Source organism: Candidatus Leptovillus gracilis, assembly GCA_016716065.1.
Lineage (GTDB): Bacteria > Chloroflexota > Anaerolineae > Promineifilales > Promineifilaceae > Leptovillus > Leptovillus gracilis.
Window position 1 is genome coordinate 54111 of sequence record JADJXA010000013.1, and the last position, 17920, is coordinate 72030.

General features: G+C 59.5%; 13 protein-coding genes and 1 pseudogene. 13 read left to right on the forward strand and 1 reads right to left on the reverse strand.

Annotation, left to right across the window (positions count from 1 at the left end; all coding sequences use genetic code 11):
* The first annotated feature begins 145 nt into the window (after positions 1 to 145).
* The 8 genes from IPM39_23025 to IPM39_23060 all read left to right on the forward strand — a co-directional run bounded on the left by IPM39_23025 (position 146) and on the right by IPM39_23060 (position 11410).
* Positions 146 to 1072, forward strand: a complete 927-nt coding sequence (locus IPM39_23025) for a YitT family protein (GenBank protein MBK8988908.1) — start codon at positions 146 to 148, stop codon at positions 1070 to 1072.
* 554 nt (positions 1073 to 1626) lie between these two features.
* Positions 1627 to 2502 carry an FKBP-type peptidyl-prolyl cis-trans isomerase gene (locus tag IPM39_23030; GenBank protein ID MBK8988909.1) on the forward strand — a complete coding sequence of 292 codons (876 nt, stop codon included), beginning with the start codon at positions 1627 to 1629 and terminating at the stop codon, positions 2500 to 2502.
* Positions 2503 to 2746: 244 nt separating this feature from the next.
* Positions 2747 to 3118, forward strand: coding sequence for a hypothetical protein (locus IPM39_23035; protein MBK8988910.1), 372 nt, complete (start codon positions 2747 to 2749; stop codon positions 3116 to 3118).
* Between the two features lie 7 nt (positions 3119 to 3125).
* Positions 3126 to 3710, forward strand: a complete 585-nt coding sequence (hpt, locus tag IPM39_23040; protein MBK8988911.1) for a hypoxanthine phosphoribosyltransferase — start codon at positions 3126 to 3128, stop codon at positions 3708 to 3710.
* A 155-nt stretch (positions 3711 to 3865) separates the two neighbouring features.
* Complete coding sequence (gene ychF / locus IPM39_23045) at positions 3866 to 4957, forward strand: redox-regulated ATPase YchF (GenBank protein MBK8988912.1); 1092 nt, start codon at positions 3866 to 3868, stop codon at positions 4955 to 4957.
* A gap of 56 nt (positions 4958 to 5013) precedes the next feature.
* Positions 5014 to 6978, forward strand: a complete 1965-nt coding sequence (locus IPM39_23050) for a protein kinase (protein ID MBK8988913.1) — start codon at positions 5014 to 5016, stop codon at positions 6976 to 6978.
* Positions 6975 to 10247: an ATP-binding protein gene (locus IPM39_23055; protein ID MBK8988914.1), complete on the forward strand. Its 3273-nt coding sequence runs from the start codon at positions 6975 to 6977 to the stop codon at positions 10245 to 10247. The genes IPM39_23050 and IPM39_23055 overlap by 4 nt, the downstream gene beginning before the upstream one ends.
* Complete coding sequence (locus IPM39_23060; GenBank protein ID MBK8988915.1) at positions 10217 to 11410, forward strand: M23 family metallopeptidase; 1194 nt, start codon at positions 10217 to 10219, stop codon at positions 11408 to 11410. Before IPM39_23055 ends, IPM39_23060 begins: the two co-directional genes overlap by 31 nt.
* A gap of 86 nt (positions 11411 to 11496) precedes the next feature.
* Here the strand turns inward: IPM39_23060 and IPM39_23065 are convergent, their stop codons facing one another.
* Positions 11497 to 12567: a saccharopine dehydrogenase NADP-binding domain-containing protein gene (locus tag IPM39_23065; GenBank protein MBK8988916.1), complete on the reverse strand. Its 1071-nt coding sequence runs from the start codon at positions 12565 to 12567 to the stop codon at positions 11497 to 11499.
* 146 nt (positions 12568 to 12713) lie between these two features.
* On the opposite strand from IPM39_23065, the gene IPM39_23070 reads away from it, so the two are divergent.
* The 5 genes and pseudogenes from IPM39_23070 to IPM39_23090 all read left to right on the forward strand — a co-directional run bounded on the left by IPM39_23070 (position 12714) and on the right by IPM39_23090 (position 17847).
* Positions 12714 to 14192 carry an alpha/beta hydrolase gene (locus tag IPM39_23070; protein ID MBK8988917.1) on the forward strand — a complete coding sequence of 493 codons (1479 nt, stop codon included), beginning with the start codon at positions 12714 to 12716 and terminating at the stop codon, positions 14190 to 14192.
* Positions 14193 to 14297: 105 nt separating this feature from the next.
* Positions 14298 to 15278, forward strand: coding sequence for a lipoate--protein ligase (locus IPM39_23075; protein MBK8988918.1), 981 nt, complete (start codon positions 14298 to 14300; stop codon positions 15276 to 15278).
* Between the two features lie 310 nt (positions 15279 to 15588).
* Complete coding sequence (locus tag IPM39_23080; protein ID MBK8988919.1) at positions 15589 to 16596, forward strand: N-acetyl-gamma-glutamyl-phosphate reductase; 1008 nt, start codon at positions 15589 to 15591, stop codon at positions 16594 to 16596.
* A gap of 25 nt (positions 16597 to 16621) precedes the next feature.
* On the forward strand, positions 16622 to 17365 hold the full coding sequence (gene argB / locus IPM39_23085) for an acetylglutamate kinase (protein MBK8988920.1): 744 nt from the start codon (positions 16622 to 16624) through the stop codon (positions 17363 to 17365).
* Between the two features lie 61 nt (positions 17366 to 17426).
* Positions 17427 to 17847, forward strand: a pseudogene (locus IPM39_23090) (GNAT family N-acetyltransferase).
* Positions 17848 to 17920 lie beyond the last annotated feature (73 nt).

The following is a 17920-nucleotide window of genomic DNA, read 5'->3' on the forward strand; positions in this document are numbered from 1 at the left end:
TGGTCGTAAAATCGCCCATTTCGGATTCTACCGGAAATCGTGTGGATAGGTAATAAACTGGGTGTAAAGATACAGCGATACGAGAGGACATCACTTCAGCCAACTCCTCTATCTCTATACTCTAAAACTCAAGCAAGGAATACAAATGACAAAAACAGAGTTTTTTAAGTTAACCAAGAAACGCTGGCGCAGCAGCAAAAGAGTGCTGCGGCGCGAAATTCCCCGTTTCATAATTTTGGTGATCGGCACGGCCGTTATTGCCATCGGCTACGTCTTATTTCAGATCCCCAACCAGATTGTCGCCGGTGGACTCAGCGGCATCGGCATCATCGTCAACTCCTTCACCGGCTGGCCGCTGGGCCTGATGTATTGGGTGATGAACATCCCCATGCTCATATTAGGCTTTCTTTACCTCGGCCGGTGGGCGTTCCTCATCCGCACACTGTTTGCCGTCACCATTTTTTCATTTTTGGTGGATTGGTTGCAAGTTTTTTTGCCAACCGTCGTTTCGCCTTACCCCATCTCCAACGATTTGCTGCTGAGTACCATCTATGGCGGCATCGTCGGCGGCATTGGCGCCGGACTGCTGTATCGTGCTGGCGGCACGGTTGGCGGAACCAGCGTGATCGGCCGTATCTTACAGCAAAAGACCGGCCTGCCGCTCAGCCAATCTTATTTCTATGCCGATGGGACCATCATTCTGGCAGCCGGCATTGTGTTCGGCTGGGAAATTGCCCTGTATGGCTTGTTGATGATGTTTATCAACGGCATCGCCTCAGATTACATGCTGGAAGGCCCCAGCACCACGCGAGTCGCTACAATAATCACCAATCACCCAGAACCGGTGGCCAAAGCCATCATCCACCACCTGCATCGCGGCGCGAGTTATTGGCCAATAACCGGCGGCTACACCGGGGTAACGCGCTACATGATCACCTGTACCGTCTATCGCTCGCAGGTTGTTGACCTGAAGAACACCATTGCCGACACCGACCCGGAAGCGTTTGTGACCATTGGCATCAGCCAGCACGCGCTGGGGCAAGGGTTTACGCCGCTCAAGCGTGAGATGTAATTCCATGAGCCACATGTAAGAAATCACCAGTTGCTACAGGCATAACGCCTGCCTATGGTACAATGCGCGGTCGGAGCTTATTAACTTTAAAAGGAGATTTTGTGAACGAGAAAAGATTGTCCCTTATGAGCATCATTGCCGTCCTGGCGATGGTATTTTTGCTGGCGGCTTGTGGTCCGGCTGTTCCTGCCGAGGATGCGGCGCAAGCCGATGCCACCGAGACCGGCGCAGTAACTGTTGCGGAAACGGCCGTCCCGCCCGCCGTTGACGATTCCGGCCTGGGTTTAACGGATGTCACCCAAAGGCAGCCGGAAGAAGTCGGCGCATACCTGGAACTGGGTGATGGCCTGGGGGCCTACGACATGGTGTTAGGCGATGGCGCCGCGCCGCAAGATGGCGACATTGTCACCACCAACTATGTCATGTGGCTGCTGGCGGCTGAGGAAGGAGCCGTGCCCCAACTGCTGGACGATTCCGAAGCCACCGGCCAGCCATTGACCTTTGTCTTGGGCAGTGGGCAGGTTTTCCCCGGTTGGGAAACAGGCGTCGCCGACATGCAAATTGGCGGTCGTCGCCAACTGCTTGTCCCCCCGGAACTCGCCTTTGGCGCTGATGGCGGCGGCGTCTTCCCGCCGAATTCTTCCGTTATCCTACAAATCGAGCTGTTGAACGTCGAAGCGCCGCCACAGCCAGCAGACGTCACCGAAGCAGACTACACCACCACTGATTCTGGTTTACAATTTGTTGACCTGGGAACTGGCAGCGGCGAACTGGTCGCCGAAACCGGTGATTCAGTGAATGTAGACTTTGTTCTGTGGGTAGCCGATGGTCTCCGTTACTTTACCGGTTCTTACCAGCAAGGCACGCCGTTCGATTTTAGCATCGGCAGCGGGCAGGTGTTCCCCGGTTGGGAGGAAGGCATGATCGGTATGCAGGTTGGCGGCAAGCGCCTGCTGCGCATCCCCGCTGATCTGGCGCTGGGCGAAGAAGGGTATGGCGAAGCCATCCCTCCCAACTCTGTGCTGCTGATGGAAGTGGTGCTGAACGATATTCGTAAGCCTGTAGTACAAACCGAAGTAGACGAAGCCGACTTCACCACCACCGACAGCGGCCTGAAATACTTTGACATCGTTGAAGGTACTGGCGCAGCACCAGAGACCGGCCAAACGGCCGTTGTCCATTACACCGGCTGGCTGGAAGATGGAACCCAATTCGACAGCTCGGTGGACCGCGGCACACCCTTTGAATTTGTCCTGGGGACCGGCGGTGTCATTACCGGTTGGGACGAAGGCGTGGCTACCATGCGCGTCGGCGGCAAGCGCCAACTAATCATCCCGCCCGATTTGGGTTATGGCGCGGCCGGTTCTGGCTCGGTCATTCCGCCCAACGCCACCCTGATTTTTGAAGTGGAACTACTGGACCTGAAATAAGCCTGAACAGGCAGCATAGGAGATTGGCTGTAGCGCCAATCTCCTATGTTTTACTGGGTCTCTGATAAATTCTGTGGTTGCCGTATGGACGCCCCCCTCCCTAACCCTCCCCCTTTGGGGGGAGGGGGCCGGTTCCCTCTCCCTTTGGGAGAGGGTTGGGGAGAGGGGTTTGCCAATTGAAACCCCTCCATCCTTGCCTTATAATCTCAGATGACAATCCACTGCGGATGGAGTAAATGAACCCTTGACGGAAACACGTACCCAACACCCCCAATTCGTCCACCCGATTGAAAGAGAATTTGCCCGGATTTTGGATTATTATGGCATTCGCTGGCAGTATGAACCGACCACCTTTCCGTTGGAATGGGACGAGAACGGCCGTGTCATCACCGCCTTTGCGCCTGATTTTTACCTGCCAGACGAAGACCGCTACATCGAACTGACCACCATGCGCCCCAAGCTCGTTACCATCAAAAACCGTAAACTGCGCCGGATGCAGGAGCTGTATCCAGAGGTCAACATCACCCTGCTCAAACGCAGCGACCTGCGCGATATGATGATCAAATACGGCATCGAAGACCACGCCGCCGAAATCATGGGCACGGAGGCCCAATAAACGCCCCATGACCCGCTTTTTCCCCCCCGAAGCATACGGCGAACTCAACGACAGCATCAGTCAGGTGCTGTTTAGCGAAGAGACTATCCAGGCCAAAGTGCTGGAACTGGGGCAGGCCATTTCCCGCGACTATGAAGGCTGCCATCCTATCCTGGTCGGCGTCTTGAAAGGCGTGTTTCCCTTCATGTCAGACTTGCTGCGGGCCATCACCCTGCCCGTAGAAGTAGATTTTATGGCGATTGCCAGCTATTCCGTCGAAGCGCGCGACAAAGGGTATGTGCGGCTGCAAAAAGACCTGGATGAATCCATCGCCGGGCGGCACGTTTTGTTTGTGGAAGACGTGGTGGACACCGGCCTGACGCTGAACTACTTGCTGGGCAATTTACGCGCCCGCCAGCCGGCCAGCCTGAAAGTGTGCGCCCTATTCAGCAAAGGACGGCGGCGGCTTATTTCAGTGCCCCTGCAATACAAAGGCTTCGATTTGCCAGACAAATTTGTGGTGGGCTACGGCCTGGATTACCGCGAACTATACCGCAATCTGCCCTTTGTTGGGCTGCTCAAACCAACCGTCTTTGCCCCCAATGGGCATTGATGCGCCTGCCCCTTTCGCTATTCAAACTCACCCATTTCCTGCTATACTCCCGTCGTTGAAGCACCGTATTCGGATTGCGGATTGCGGATTTCGGATTGCGGATTGCGGATTACACATAAGACGCACAACTCAACTACCAACTCAGGAGTCTTTTTATGAAACTCGGCATTATTGGCCTGCCCAGTTCCGGCAAAACAACCATTTTTAACGCCCTTACCAAAGGCAACGCCCCCACCGGTCAGAGCATGGGCGGCCGTTTCGATGTGTTAACGGCCGTCGTAGACGTCCTCGATCCCCGCGTAGACATCCTCAGCGCCATGTTCAAACCGAAAAAAACCACCTACGCCCGCATCACCTACTCCGATGTGGCCGGGCTGCAAAAAAGCGGCGATGAAGGGACCGCCCTCAGCGGCCAACTGCTCAACCACCTATCTGGGCTGGACGGTTTTGTCCACGTGGTGCGCGCCTTTAGCAGCGACCTGGTTCCGCACGCCGACGGCCGTGTGGATGCCGCCCGTGATCTGGAAGCGCTGGACACCGAATTTTTGCTCAGCGATTTGAGTACAGTGGAAAAGAAGCTCTTCAAGCTGCACGAAGGGCTGACCAAAGGGGCATTCAAAGAGAACAAAGCCGCAGCTCAGGCCGAAGCCTCCCTGTTTGAGCAAATGAACGAGGCGCTGTCGGCGGAACGGCCGCTGCGCGACCTGGACCTGGACGAAGAACAGCTCAAATCGCTGCGCGGCTACGGCCTGCTCACCCTCAAACCCACCCTGGTCGTCGTCAACATCGGCGACGACCAGGACGAAATCGCCCTGACCTACAACCACCGGCACAGCCTCGTCACCAACCTACGCGGCAAGTTGGAGATGGAGCTGGCCCAACTCAGCGCCGAAGGCGACGAGGAGTCGCTGGCGATGTTCATGGACGAATACAGCGTCACCGAACTCAGCCTGGACAAAATCATCCGCCTCAGTTACGACCTGATGGGCCTGCAATCCTTCTTCACCGTCGGCGAAGACGAAGTGCGGGCGTGGACGGTGGAACGGGGGGCAACGGCCGTAACCGCCGCCGGCTCCATCCACACCGACCTCGCCAAAGGCTTCATCCGCGCCGAAACCATCCTCTACGACGATCTCATCGCCCTCGGTGGCATGGCCCAGGCCCGCGCCGCCGGCAAACTGCGCCAAGAAGGCAAAACCTACGTCATGCAAGACGGCGACATTATCAACGTCAAATTTAACATCTAGGCTCGGTAGGCCGTAAACCGTAAGCCGTTCACGGAACACGGAACACCAACATCAACATGGATCACGCCCACCATCATCACGACAATCCCTTCTTCAACCGGCAGCGTATTACCGACCCGGCCTATTTTTCCGGCCGCGAACGGGAAGTAGAAGCGCTTTACAGCGCCATCGCCACCCGCCAGAGCCGTTCCGTCGTCGGCGAGCGCAAAATGGGCAAAAGCTCCCTGCTGACCCATCTCTCCTGCCCCGACAGCCTGCGCCAACACGGCTTTGACCCCGGCAAATTTGTCTTCATCTACGTAGATTTGGAAGGCATGTCCAACATCACCTACGACGAATTTTGGCCGGAAATTCTAGACCGGATCGAGTTGGCGCTGCCCGAAGGTCAGGACATCCTGCAAGAGATGGTAGCCGAGCTGGCCGGGCAGGCCGAGGTGCGCTTCATGCAGGTGCGCCGCCTGCTGCGCCGCGTGGAACGCGCCGGTTTAACCGTGGTGATGATGCTGGATGAATTTGAAAGCCTGGCCGGAAACCCCGCCTTTTCTTCCAGCTTTTATGGCGAACTACGCAGCCTGGCCGGTGAATTGGGCGTGGTTTACCTCACCGCCTCTAAGCGCAGCCTGTACGACCTGACTTACCAACACGCCGACACGCTCTCGTCGCCATTTTTTAACATTTTTTCCGAGGTACAGTTGGGGCTGCTGCCGCTGAGTGAAGCCGAAGGCTTGCTGGCGCAGTTATCGGGCCTGGCCGGGCAACGGCCGTTTCTCCCCCAACAAGCCGCCGACCTCATCCAGTTGGCCGGGCCGCATCCCTTCTTCCTCAACCTGGCCGGTTCTTACCTCTACGATTTACGCCGCGAGCCGATCACCGACGACGTGCTAACTGAAACCGTCCACCGCCGCTTCAAAGCCGAAGCCGAAGACCATTACCGCTACCTCTGGAATCAGCTCGACGAGCCAGAGCAGGCCGGGCTGCGCATCAGCGGCACGGCCGCGCCAGACGTGGTGCGCCGCCTGCGCGCCAAAGCGCTGCTGCGCGAGATGGACGACGGCCGTCTGCAACCTTTCTCCCTCGCCTTTGCCGATTTTCTGGGGCGGGCTGAACCCACGGAACGGCCGTCATCCACCACCAGCCCGCGCGCCGCCGCCGACCTTACCGGGACCACATTGGGCAATTACCGCGTCCTCTCCCCTGTCGGGCGCGGTGGTATGGCCGTCGTCTACCAGGGCTACCAATCCTCGCTGGACCGCTATGTCGCCATTAAAGTGATGTCCCACCAACTGGCCGACGACCAGACCTTTGTCGAGCGATTCCAACGCGAGGCGGCCAGCGTGGCCCAACTGCGCCATCAAAACATCGTGCAGATGGTGGATTTTGGCGTTAAGCGCGACATTTCCTATATGGTCATGGAGTTTATTGATGGCGAGACCCTCAAAGAGCGCCTGATAGCCCTGAACAATGTTAACGAGCGCTTGCCGCTGGGCGAAGTGGTTAGCACGGTGGCGGATATTGCCGCCGCCCTGGATTACGCCCACGCCTATGGCATTGTCCACCGCGACGTGAAGCCGGCTAACATCTTGCTGCGCCGCGAAGAGCGCCTGGCGCAGTTGACCGGCGGACGGCCGTTTACGGCCGTTCTCACCGATTTTGGCGTCGCGCGCATGTTGGAAGGGGTGCAAATCACCGGGACCGGCGCCACCATCGGCACGCCCGACTATATGTCGCCAGAACAGGCCCGGGGCCAATCGGCCACGCCCGCGTCCGACATTTATGCCCTGGCGATTGTCCTCTACGAAATGCTCACCGGCGAACTGCCCTTCACCGCCGACACGCCCATCGCCATGCTGCTGCAACATATGCAGGCCATGCCCCCCTCTGTGCTGTTGAAAGCGCCCAATTTACCGGCCAACCTGGAATTGGTCCTGCTGAAAGGTCTGGCTAAGGACCCGGCCGGCCGTTACGCCACCGCCGGACAGCTCGCCGACGAGCTGCGCCGCGTGACTGGAGACCAGACGTGATCCGCCGTGCCCTTGTCGTCGGTTTGGTCGGCGGAATTTTGCTTAGCCTGGCCGGGCTGTACCCGGTGGTCAGCCTGCTGGCGCCGCTGGTCTCGCCGATGTGGGTGCGACCGGTTGCCAATGAACTGGCGCACGGCTTACTGCTGATGGTTTCGGCGGCCATCGGCTTTCCCGTGCTGTTCAGCCTGGGATCTTTAGCCGCCAAACGCGGTGAAGCGCAGGGCTGGCTGCCAGGGGCCAAAGCCGGTCTGATCGCCGGTCTGGTCGCCAGCCTGATCGTCTACACCACCCTCGTTTCGCCCATCAACGCCTTGTTTGCCTTTGGCGAGCTTGTACAATTTTTGATGCGTATGCCGGAAAGCCACAACCTGCCAACGGCCGTACTTTATCGCTATATCGCCATCTTTGAAAACGGCAACTACCTGATCGAAATCACCTTCGCCATTGGCCTGCTGCTGACCGGCGCACAGGGGGCATGGATGGGTTGGCGGCGGCGGCACGAGGACAAACCGCCGCGGCCGTCGCTCTATGCCCACATCGCCAACGGCCGTCATCCGCGCCGCTGGTTCCACGGCGACGAAACCGCCTCCAGGGCTGGCCTGATAGTCGGCTTTGTCGGCAGTCTGGTCGCCATGTTTGCCGCCTTTAGCTGGTTTTACGTCGGGTTCATCACCGAATGGCCGGAACTGGCGGCAGCAATGCAGCACAGCCACATTGGCATTGTCGTCAGCGGGCCACTGCGTCAGGCGGGTTCGGTGCTGTCCCCATTCATATTGGTTGGCAGTCTCTTCTATGGCGCGTTGGTCGTCTGGCTGATCAAGGACCCGCCGAATTTGCTCGTGGCGCGCGTGCGTGGCGTGCTGCTGGCCAGCCTGTTCATTGTCGGCGCCACCTTTGCCATTGGCCTGCGCGTGTTGTACTTCAACATGGGGCTGCTGCCCTTCTGGTTGGCCCAGGCCGTGCAGCAAGACCCGGCGCTGATGACCGACGCCGCGATGACATTTCAGGGCATGATGGAACTGGCGCAACGGCCGTCGGCGCTGATTGCCCTGGTATTGGTCACCCCCTGGTTGGTAATGGTTCTGGGCACGGTGGCAGCCACCATCATTGGTCTGCTGCAAGGTCTGGTGTACGGTTTCTTCATACCTCTGGTTCACCCGCGCCCGGTAGACAAAGCAGCCCGCTGGTGGGGCCGCCTGCGCCGCGAACCCAACGACGCGCTGCGTCTGATTTATGCCCTATTCAATGAGGAGAAAGAGGCGTACCAGATTTTGCCTCATCTGGCCGTGGCCGCCTATCGGCAAATGCCCGGCGCGGCCCGCCTGGCAGCGGCTTACCACACGTTGGGCACGTCTACCACCGAAGCGGAGCAAACGCCGGTCATCGCCGCCATTCAGGAAATTCTGGCCGCTGAACCAAATTGGCGCTGGTCGGCCGATTTCCAGTCCGTGTTTGCCTCGCTCAGCCAAATTTTGGCGGCCAAGAGCCTGGACGACATTCTGCAAATTAAGTCGCCAATGGCAGAGCAGCAGACCTCCTCGCTGCCGCCGCTGCTGGTGCAGAGCGTGCAGCGGCTCAGCCGGGTGGTAGATGAACTGCACAAAGTGACGATGGTTGACGATCTGGCGACGAAGCTGATTTTTTTGGAGAATGCGCTGACGGTCATCCACGCAGCACAGCGGTTTGTCGAGCAGCAGTTACACAATTCGGCAGCGGCCGTTTCCCCTGAATTCACCGCCCTCAACACCACCCTCGACCACTGGCAGGGTATCGTCCTGGAAGCGATCAAGCGGCTCAAAGGGCGCGCCGACGTCAGCGCCGACCTGCAAACGCGCCAGAGTCCGCTGGCGGCGCAAATCCCGCTCATTTACTGCGTCGCCAACAGCGGTCTCAACGTCGCCCAACAAGTGCGCGTCAAACTCCTGCCCGGTGAAGATTACCACCTAGGCGATGAAAACGAGAGCTGGATTGAGATTTTGCCGCCTGGCGAGCGGCGGCAGGTAAACCTGACGGTGCTGCCGCAAGACGGCCGTCGCCGCCTGCGTATCGCCTGGCAGGTTACATACGACGACGCCGTAGACGCCGAACGCTCCCTCACGTTCGCCGATGTGGTGGAATTTGCCCAGCCAGACACACCATTCCAGCGCATTTTCCCCATTCCCTATGTCACCGGCACGCCGCTAAAAACCGACGATGTGTTTGTGGGGCGCGAAGATGTGTTCGCTTTTATCCGCGAAAATTTGCTGGGACGGCATCAAAACAACGTCATCGTGCTGCACGGACAGCGGCGCACCGGCAAAACGTCCGTGCTGTACCGCCTGGGCCAGATGATGGCCGACAGCCACATTGCCGTGCTAATTGACATGCAGGGCAAACCGGCGCGCGGCGAGGCCGACTTCCTCTTTTCTATCGCCGATGACATTACCTTTGCCCTGGAAGATCGCGGCCTGGATATAGAACCGCCGCGCCGCGAGGATTTTGCCGAATCACCGGAGTTTTTCTTTGGCTCCCGCTTTTTGCGCGGCCTGCGCCCACACCTGGGCGACAAAAATCTGCTGCTGATGTTTGACGAGTTTGAAGAGATGCAGCGGCGGGTGGACGACGGCCGTCTCCAGCCGGAAATCCTCCAATTTTTACGCAACCTGATGCAGCATGAAGACCGGGTAGATTTTGTCTTTTCCGGCACGCACAAGCTGGAAGAACTGGGCGCAGAGTATTGGTCCATCCTGTTCAACATTGCCAGCTACAAGCCCATCACCTTCCTCAGCGCCGCCGACATGCGCCGTCTCATCGAAGAGCCGGTGGCTGCCTACAACCTGGAATACGACCCCCTGGCCGTTGAGCGCATGATCAAGGTGACGGCCGGACATCCTTATTTTGCCCAGTTGGTGCTGCATGAGATGGTGGTGTACCACAACGAGACACAGCGCAGCTACCTGACAGTGATGGATGTGGACCGGGGGCTGGAGCGTATCGTTGGGCGCGGCGAGGCGCATTTTAAGTTCATCTGGGCGGAATCGTCGCCGGAGGCGCGGACGGTGTTGCAGGCTGTGTCGGAGCTGCTCATCGGCCAGGAAACGGTGCACGTGAAGGATTTGCGCGCTTTCCTGGCACGGCAAGGCTACCAATCGGCCGACGATTGGCAGCAGGCGCTAACGGACCTGGAAGGGCGCGACATCCTGACGCGCCAATCGGCCAAAAGTCCGTTGTACCGCTTTAAGGTTGATTTGATCCGGTTGTGGATAGACAGGACACGGCCGTCGCTGTGAACCGTTGGCATGTTGTGGCGAGGTTGGCGGTGTGGGGGGGTATGGCGCTGCTGCTCGGCTGCCAGACTGCCAGCCCAACGGCCGTACCGCTGCCAACGACCCAACCCACGGCTGTTCTACCCACCGCGACAGTGACGGCCGTTCTCCCCACCGCCACAATCAAGCCAACGGCCACGCAGCCGCCGCCACCAACAGTCACACCCGCACCCACCCGCACCCAGCCCCCACCACCCAGCCGCACCCCATCGCCCACCGCCACGCTGGCGCCAACGGCGACACGGCCGTCGCCCCTGGCCGTCGGGCGAACCTGCCCGGCCGAATATCCGGTAAAGCCAGAGTACCAGCGCCTCTATCTGGCCGCCCAACCCTGGCCCACGCCCGACCCGGCGCTGCTAGACGCCCATTTCTGGCTGGCGAAGCCGCTGCCCGGCGGCGGCCGCTTTTTAATCAACAACAATTTTCCGTATGGCTCGGACGGCAGCGGCCGTTACCTGCTGCACAACGGCGTGGATTCGGCCGAAGACAAAGGCACGCCGGTGCTGGCCGCCGCCGATGGCCTGGTGGTCTACGCCGGGCCAGACGCCGACATTTTGTTTGGCTGGCGCTGTGACTGGTACGGCCATCTGGTCGTTATTCAGCACGACTTTACCTGGCTGGACCAACCGGTCTACACGCTGTACGGGCACGTATTGGGCATTGTCGTGGAAACCGGCCAGCGCGTCTACCAGGGACAGCCGGTGGCTGAAATTGGCGTGGGCGGCGCGGCAACCCACGCCCACCTGCATTTTGAGGTGCGTATCGGCGAAAATGCGTTTGGCGCGACGCGCAATCCGATGTTGTGGCTGGACCCTGGCGGCACGCGGGGCGTTTTGGCCGGGCGATTGGTGGATGAAAACGGCCGTCCCTGGCAAGGCGTGACGATAACGTTGATAGACGGCCGGGGCGAAGAGGTGCAGTTCCTCCATACCTGGAGCTACCTGGACGACCCCGACCACCTGATTAACCCGGATGAAGGCTACGCCGAAAACTTTGTCTTTGCCGACCTGCTGCCTGGTTTTTACGAATTGTTCGTCAAAGTTCGCGAGGTGGAATATCGCCAGCGCGTAGAAATCAGCGCCGGGGCGTTGCGCCTGGTGGAAATGCAAATACCCGGTGATTCTTAAGCGGTGGGTGGCTGTCGCCCGTATTCCGTATTCCGTGGGGCGCAGCTCTGATAAATGCCAACGGGAAACGGCATACGGACTTCGGTTTATGGCTGATGGGGCAGCGCGTCGAACCGCTGCGTGCCTTCAATCTCCAGCACAAAGTCAGCGCCGAAGGCCAGCGAGGGGGTGAGCGCGCCGACTGGTTGTTGGCGCAGAGTGGTCTCAACCGCCAGGATACCGGCTACGGCCGTCAGCCGATACGCCTCTAACGTCTCCAGCCATGCCTCCCGTTTATTGCCGGCCGCATCACTGGCGCAGGCCCAAATATAACTGCGCGCCCGCTGCCGCAGCGCCTCATCCGGCCCGTCAAAGGTCCAACGGACCAACTGCCTGGCGGCGCGGCGCGCCAACCCGATTTTTAGCAATCGCGCCGCCAGTGGGGTAACGACGCCTGCTCCACGCGGCAAAGACATCGCCATGTAGGCGGTAACGTTGGCAATGCCGGTGGAAAGCTGCGCCGTAGCCAGGTCGCCCCAGGGGATGGGCGTTATCTGGCGGGTACGGCCGTTGCTAAACGTGACTTGTTTGCTGCCCGCGCCGAGGGGTTGGGAGACGAGACGGCCGTCGCGCCGCACCAGGCTCCCTTGCGGCAGGTTAGCCATCATCTCCACCAACGTTTGCGCCGTGCCGGAACTGGTGCGCGACAGCCCCATGAAAGCCACTTCCAGGTGCGTCGCGCCGGGAAGGTGGGCCGCCACATAACTGCCCAGGCAGTCCGTCGGCACAATGTCGAAGCCCACGCCGGAAACGAGGGCCACGCCTTGTTCGCGGGCATGGGCGTCGTAAGACAGAGTGGCCTCAAAGACCGGAATTTCGCCGGTGATGTCCAGATAATGGGCGCGGCCGGCCAGGCAGGCCTGCACCATCGGCTCGCTGGTGTAGATGAAGGGGCCAGCAGCGTGCAATACCAGGTCAAAATCGGCGACGATCTGATGCAATTTGTCGGTGTCGCTTAAGTCGAAGGCGAGGTGGCGCAGGTTGAACTGTTGGGCGATAACGGCCGTTTTGCCCTCATCCCGCCCCGCCAGCACCGGCGTGTGGCCCCGCTTCACCGCTTCCTCCACCAGCAACCGCCCCGTATAACCATACGCACCATACAACAGCCAGCTTGCCATAAGCAACTCCTTCTGTAGAAGAGATAGAGTGTAGAGCTAGAGCTAGAGGAAGAGGCCATCCTCTAGCTCTATACTCTATCCCTCGCTCAATTTGGTCGAATGCCATTTTACCAGTATGATCGTGCAAACCCAATGATGAGGTATCTATGGCAAATAAGCGGGCGCGATTAAGCCCTTTGCGCATGATTTTGTTGTTTGTGGCTCTGGTATTGATTGTCGTTTCCTGGTGGCAGGTGGGGCAGGCAGCGGCCGGACTGGTCGTGCGGCATGTGGACCAGGATGGTCTGCCGCTGCGCTTTGTCATCGCTGAGGGTGTGCAGAATGCGCCGGGCGTGCTGATTGGGCACGGGTTTTCCGGCTCGCAGCAGTTGATGTTGGCTTACGGTTATGTGCTGGCCCACGCCGGCTATGGCGTGATGCTGCTGGATTTTGCCGGGCATGGGGCCAATGCCACGCCCTTTGTGCAAGGGGAACCGGTGCTGACGCAAAATGTGGCGCTGGCAACGGCCGTTCTGCAAGCTCAGCCGGAGGTGGACGCCAGCCGTCTGGCCCTGATCGGCCATTCTATGGGCAGCCGGGCGGTGCTGGAAGCTGGCGTGGACCAGGGCGATCTGTACCGGGCAACCATCGCTATTTCGCCCGGCGACGTGGCTGTAGACGAGAATTGGCCGCGCAATTTGCTGCTGATGGCTGGGTCACTGGAAGCGCCTTTTTTGCGCAACGCCCAGGCGGTGTTGGCCCGCGCCGGTGGGCCTAACCCCGACTTTTCGCAGGATAAGGCCAGGGCGTTGGTGGTGGTGGATGGCGCCGAACACATGTCTATTTTGTTTCGCCCGCTGAGCCACAACGCGGCGTTAGATTGGTTGAACAATGTGTTTGGCGTGCAGCGGGCCAGCGCCTACCAGGATGTGCGGATAATCTGGTACGGGCTGCATCTGGCGGCGTGGTTGGTGGCTCTACTGGCGCTGTCGCCACTGCTGCCTTCGTCCAAAACCTTGCGCGGCGCGGACCGACGACGGCCGTTCCATTGGCTCGGTTTGGTGCTGGGTGCGGCGGCGGGCACGGCCGTTGTCTGGCTGCTGGACCAGGTAATTGGGATGGCTTACCTGGGTGGGCTGGCTGTGGGCGGCGCGTTGGGTGTCTGGTTTTTTGTCGTTGGGCTGGTGTGGTTGTTGACCGGGTTTCGGCCGTTCAAACCTGTGCCGCGCCGCCTGGCGTGGGGGCTGGCGATCTTTGCCAGCCTGTGGCTGGCTTTCGGTCTATTGAGCCAGTGGGTGTGGCTGCCCTGGTTCCTCATCCCGGCGCGGCTGCTGCGCTGGCTGCCGCTGACGGTTACGTTTGTGCCCTGGCTGCTGGCGGCCGGCATCGCCATGCAAGGGGCCAAAGGTTGGAGCCGATTGGGCTGGTGGGCCTGGCAGTCGGTCGTTTTGGTCCCGGCGCTCATTGGGTTGGTATTCCTGGTCCCTGGTTTGGCTTTCCTGGCCCTGGTCGTCGTCACCATTCCTTTGGTTGTCGGCGTCATGACCATCGTCGGCGCCGCCATAGACGACGCCTGGGCTTACAGCCTGGGCGGCGCGCTCTTTTTTAGCTGGCTGATACTGACCGTTTTCCCACTGGCCGGGTAGATTGTTATAGCTGACAAGGTGACAAGGTGACATCTGACAAGGTGACAAAAATGTCAGATTATGACCCTTGCGCGTACAGCTTCTATTCCAAAATCCAAAATAAGTATGCTTTACGCCGACAACCAACACATCACTGACCCGCGCCTGAATCTGGCGCTGGAAGAATACCTGCTGCGCCACGTGCCGACGGCAGAGGCGATATTGCTCTTTTACGTCAACGAGCCGTCGGTGATTCTGGGGCGCAACCAAAACGCGCTGGAAGAATTAGACCCCGATTACACAGCCAACCACAACGTCCATGTGGTGCGCCGGTTGTCGGGCGGCGGGGCGGTGTTTCACGATTTGGGCAATCTGAACTTTAGCTTCATTACCAATGGTTCGCGCGATTTGCACAATTTTCAGCGCTTCACCGAGCCGGTGATCCGTGTGTTGAACCAGTTGGGCGTCCCGGCGGCGCTGCATGGCAAAAGCGACATCTACGTGGCCGGCCGGAAGATTTCCGGCAACGCCCAATACCTGGCGCGTGACCGCATGGTCAGCCACGGCACGATTTTGTTCGACAGCGACCTGGAAGCGCTGCTGCGCGCCCTGAATCCACGCCAGGTCCAGATCGAGTCCAAGGCGGTGCAATCTATCCGGGCGAAGGTGGGCAATGTGAAGGAGTGGCTGCCGGAGATGGATACGGCCGTTCTACGACAAACCCTATTAACAGGCATCTTTGCCGGCCGGCCGGTGGACCATCTGCCCCTCAGCGCCGACGATTGGACGCGCATCCACCAGATTAAGACGGAGCGGTATGATACCTGGGAATGGAATATCGGCCGTTCCCCCCGGTTCAGCGTGCAAAGGCGCATCCTGTGGGGCCAAACAGAGATAGAGGCGCGGGTGGAGGTGGTGAACGGCCGTATCCAACAAGTCAGCTTCAGCGAATCCCTACAGCCATCCGCCGGTAGGGGCCTGCAAGCGCACCTCATCGGCCGGCGCTACGACCGCGCCAACCTGTCCCAGGCTTTGCATGAATTTTCGCCAGCCTACTCCACAGACAACTTGCCACCGACAGCGCTGCTTTTGGATTTGCTGTATTAGCGTCGGGCAGAACGGCAGAACAGACCAGAAACCAAGTAGGCGATTGCCGATGAACTTTTTTGGATTGGTTGACACGATGGGATAATTTGTTACTATTCCGCCACGATGAACACCGTTTTAGCATTTCTTCCGCGTCGCCGCCGCCGCAGCCGGACCATAGGTCTGGATTTTTGGCTTGGGTAAGTTACGCGCAACACGCAAACGGCACACCAAACCGCCAGACCCCACACGAGGTCTGGCGGTTTTTTTGTGTACGGTTGACGATTGGCGCTACCAACTACCAACTATCAACTATCAACTGGAGTCTTACATGATTCACGCAGGAATCTTTGGCGCAACCGGGTATACCGGTTACGAATTGGTGCAAATACTCAACAAACATCCACAGGTGGAGATCACCTTTGCCACGTCGCACTCTTATGCGGGCAAAACGCTGGACGCCATTTACCCACAAGCGCCACGTCTGCCGCTGATTTCGGGGGAGGCAGCCCCGTTAAACCAGGCCGACGTGGTTTTTTTGTGTTTACCCCATGCGGCGGCGGCAAAAACGGCCGTATCCATCCTCCAAACCAACGCCAAAGTGATAGACCTCAGCGCCGATTTCCGCATCAAAGATGTGGCAACCTATGAAAAATGGTACGGCGCGACTCACCCCGCCCCGGACCTGCTGCCCGAAGCCGTCTACGGCCTGACCGAATTTGCCCGCAGCGCCCTGCGGCAAACCCGGCTCGTCGCCAACCCCGGCTGCTATACCACCACCAGCCTGCTGGCCTTGCAGCCCCTCATGGCCGCCGGGGTGAATATAACCGGGTCAATTATCATAGACGCTAAATCGGGCGTCTCCGGCGCAGGGCGCAATCCGGCCGACAACACCCACTTCATGGCCGTCAGCGACAACCTGGCGCCCTACAAAATCGGCCGGGCGCACCGCCATCTGCCGGAGATGGAAGCCATTCTCAAAGAGTGGAACCCGGCCGCCCCCGACCTCATCTTTTCGCCCCACCTGCTGCCTGTGCCGCGAGGCATTCTGGCAAACAGCTACGTCTCGCTGGCCGAACCCTGGGCAGAGGCCGATCTGCGCCACCTTTATGAGACGACTTACGCCGGCGAGCCATTTGTGCGTGTGCTGCCCAAAGGCGAACTGGCAACCCTGGCCCACGTCACCTATACCAACCGCTGCGCCATTTCCCTGACGCTGGCCGGGCAGATGCTCATCGTCACTTCGACGACGGACAACCTGATCAAAGGGGCGTCGGGCCAGGCGGTGCAGAACATGAATGTGATGTTTGGACTGGCGGAAACCAGCGGACTTGTTTGATTTCGGATGTCCGATTTCTGGAGGGATGATGCGTGTATTGAAAATTGGCGGAAATGAGTTGGATGAGCCGGGCTTTTTGCCGCTGTTGGCGGGTTGGGTGGCGGCGGCGGCCGAGCCGATGGTGATTGTGCATGGCGGCGGGCGCGACATCGCCGCGATGCAGGCGCGGCTGGGACTGGAACCAAAGAAGGTGGATGGCCTGCGCGTCACCGATCCGGCGTCATTGACGGTGGCGCAAATGGTGCTGTCCGGGCATACCAACAAGCAGCTTGTGGCGGCGCTGCTAGCAGCCGGCGTAGACGCGGTGGGGCTGAGCGGCGTGGATGGCGGCCTGCTGCGCTGCGTGAAGAAGGCCCATCCCACGGCCGATTTGGGTCTGGTGGGCGAAATTGTGGCCGTGCGCACGGAGCTGTTACAGAAATTGGCGGCGATGGGGATTACGGCCGTTCTCTCCCCCATCTCCCTCGGCCAGGACGGCTTCATCTACAACGTCAACGCCGACGACGCGGCCAGCGCGGTGGCCCTGGCGCTGCCGGCCGACCAGATAGATTTTATCTCCAATGTGCCTGGCGTGCTGGACAACGGGCGGGTGGTAGAGCGATTAACGGCCGTTCAGACCGAATCGCTCATCACCCAGGGCATCATCAACGGCGGCATGGTACCCAAAGTGCGTGGGGCGTTAACGGCCGTTGCCCAGGGCGTGCCCCAGGCGCGCATCGTCAACCTCACCGGTCTTCTGAATGGCGGTGGGACGGTGTTTACGGAGTAGAGAATTGTCAATGGTCAATGGTCAATCGTCAATTGTCAATTGTGGCATCACCCCCTTTACCATGAACGATTACGCCGCTGTGCTGGCGTTGTGGCGGCAGTGCGAGGGCGTGGGCTTGAGCAGCGCCGATGAGCCGGAGCGGATTGAAGTGTATCTGGCGCGCAATCCGGGCATGAGTTTTATCGCCAAAGATGGCGACAGGGTGATTGGCGCGGTGTTGTGTGGGCACGACGGCCGTCGCGGATACATCCACCATGGCCGTCCATCCCGACCACCGGCGGCAAGGCATCGGCCAACAACTGGTAGACCACTGCCTGGCCGCCCTGCTGGCCGAGGGCATAGATAAATGCCACCTCTTCATCTTCACCAGCAACCAGACCGGCATCGCCTTCTGGCAGGCTGGCGGCTGGCAGTACCGCACCGACATCGCCGTCATGTCGAAGATGGTTGACGGCGGCGAACAGCCCATCACCGGCTGCTGATGATAGGACACAGATTTTCACAGATGTACACGGATTTTCCCTTTGTTTCTTCGTCCCTTTGTCTCTTTGTAAT

What these genes read in the sequence shown, in the direction of transcription:
- argB (MBK8988920.1), top strand. Translation starts at nt 16,622, where the DNA reads ATGATGCGTGTATTGAAAATTGGCGGAAATGAGTTGGATGAGCCGGGC.
- ychF (MBK8988912.1), top strand. Translation starts at nt 3,866, where the DNA reads ATGAAACTCGGCATTATTGGCCTGCCCAGTTCCGGCAAAACAACCATT.
- IPM39_23080 (MBK8988919.1), top strand. Translation starts at nt 15,589, where the DNA reads ATGATTCACGCAGGAATCTTTGGCGCAACCGGGTATACCGGTTACGAA.
- IPM39_23070 (MBK8988917.1), top strand. Translation starts at nt 12,714, where the DNA reads ATGGCAAATAAGCGGGCGCGATTAAGCCCTTTGCGCATGATTTTGTTG.
- IPM39_23075 (MBK8988918.1), top strand. Translation starts at nt 14,298, where the DNA reads ATGCTTTACGCCGACAACCAACACATCACTGACCCGCGCCTGAATCTG.
- IPM39_23065 (MBK8988916.1), bottom strand. Translation starts at nt 12,567, where the DNA reads ATGGCAAGCTGGCTGTTGTATGGTGCGTATGGTTATACGGGGCGGTTG.
- IPM39_23030 (MBK8988909.1), top strand. Translation starts at nt 1,627, where the DNA reads ATGCAAATTGGCGGTCGTCGCCAACTGCTTGTCCCCCCGGAACTCGCC.
- hpt (MBK8988911.1), top strand. Translation starts at nt 3,126, where the DNA reads ATGACCCGCTTTTTCCCCCCCGAAGCATACGGCGAACTCAACGACAGC.
- IPM39_23050 (MBK8988913.1), top strand. Translation starts at nt 5,014, where the DNA reads ATGGATCACGCCCACCATCATCACGACAATCCCTTCTTCAACCGGCAG.
- IPM39_23025 (MBK8988908.1), top strand. Translation starts at nt 146, where the DNA reads ATGACAAAAACAGAGTTTTTTAAGTTAACCAAGAAACGCTGGCGCAGC.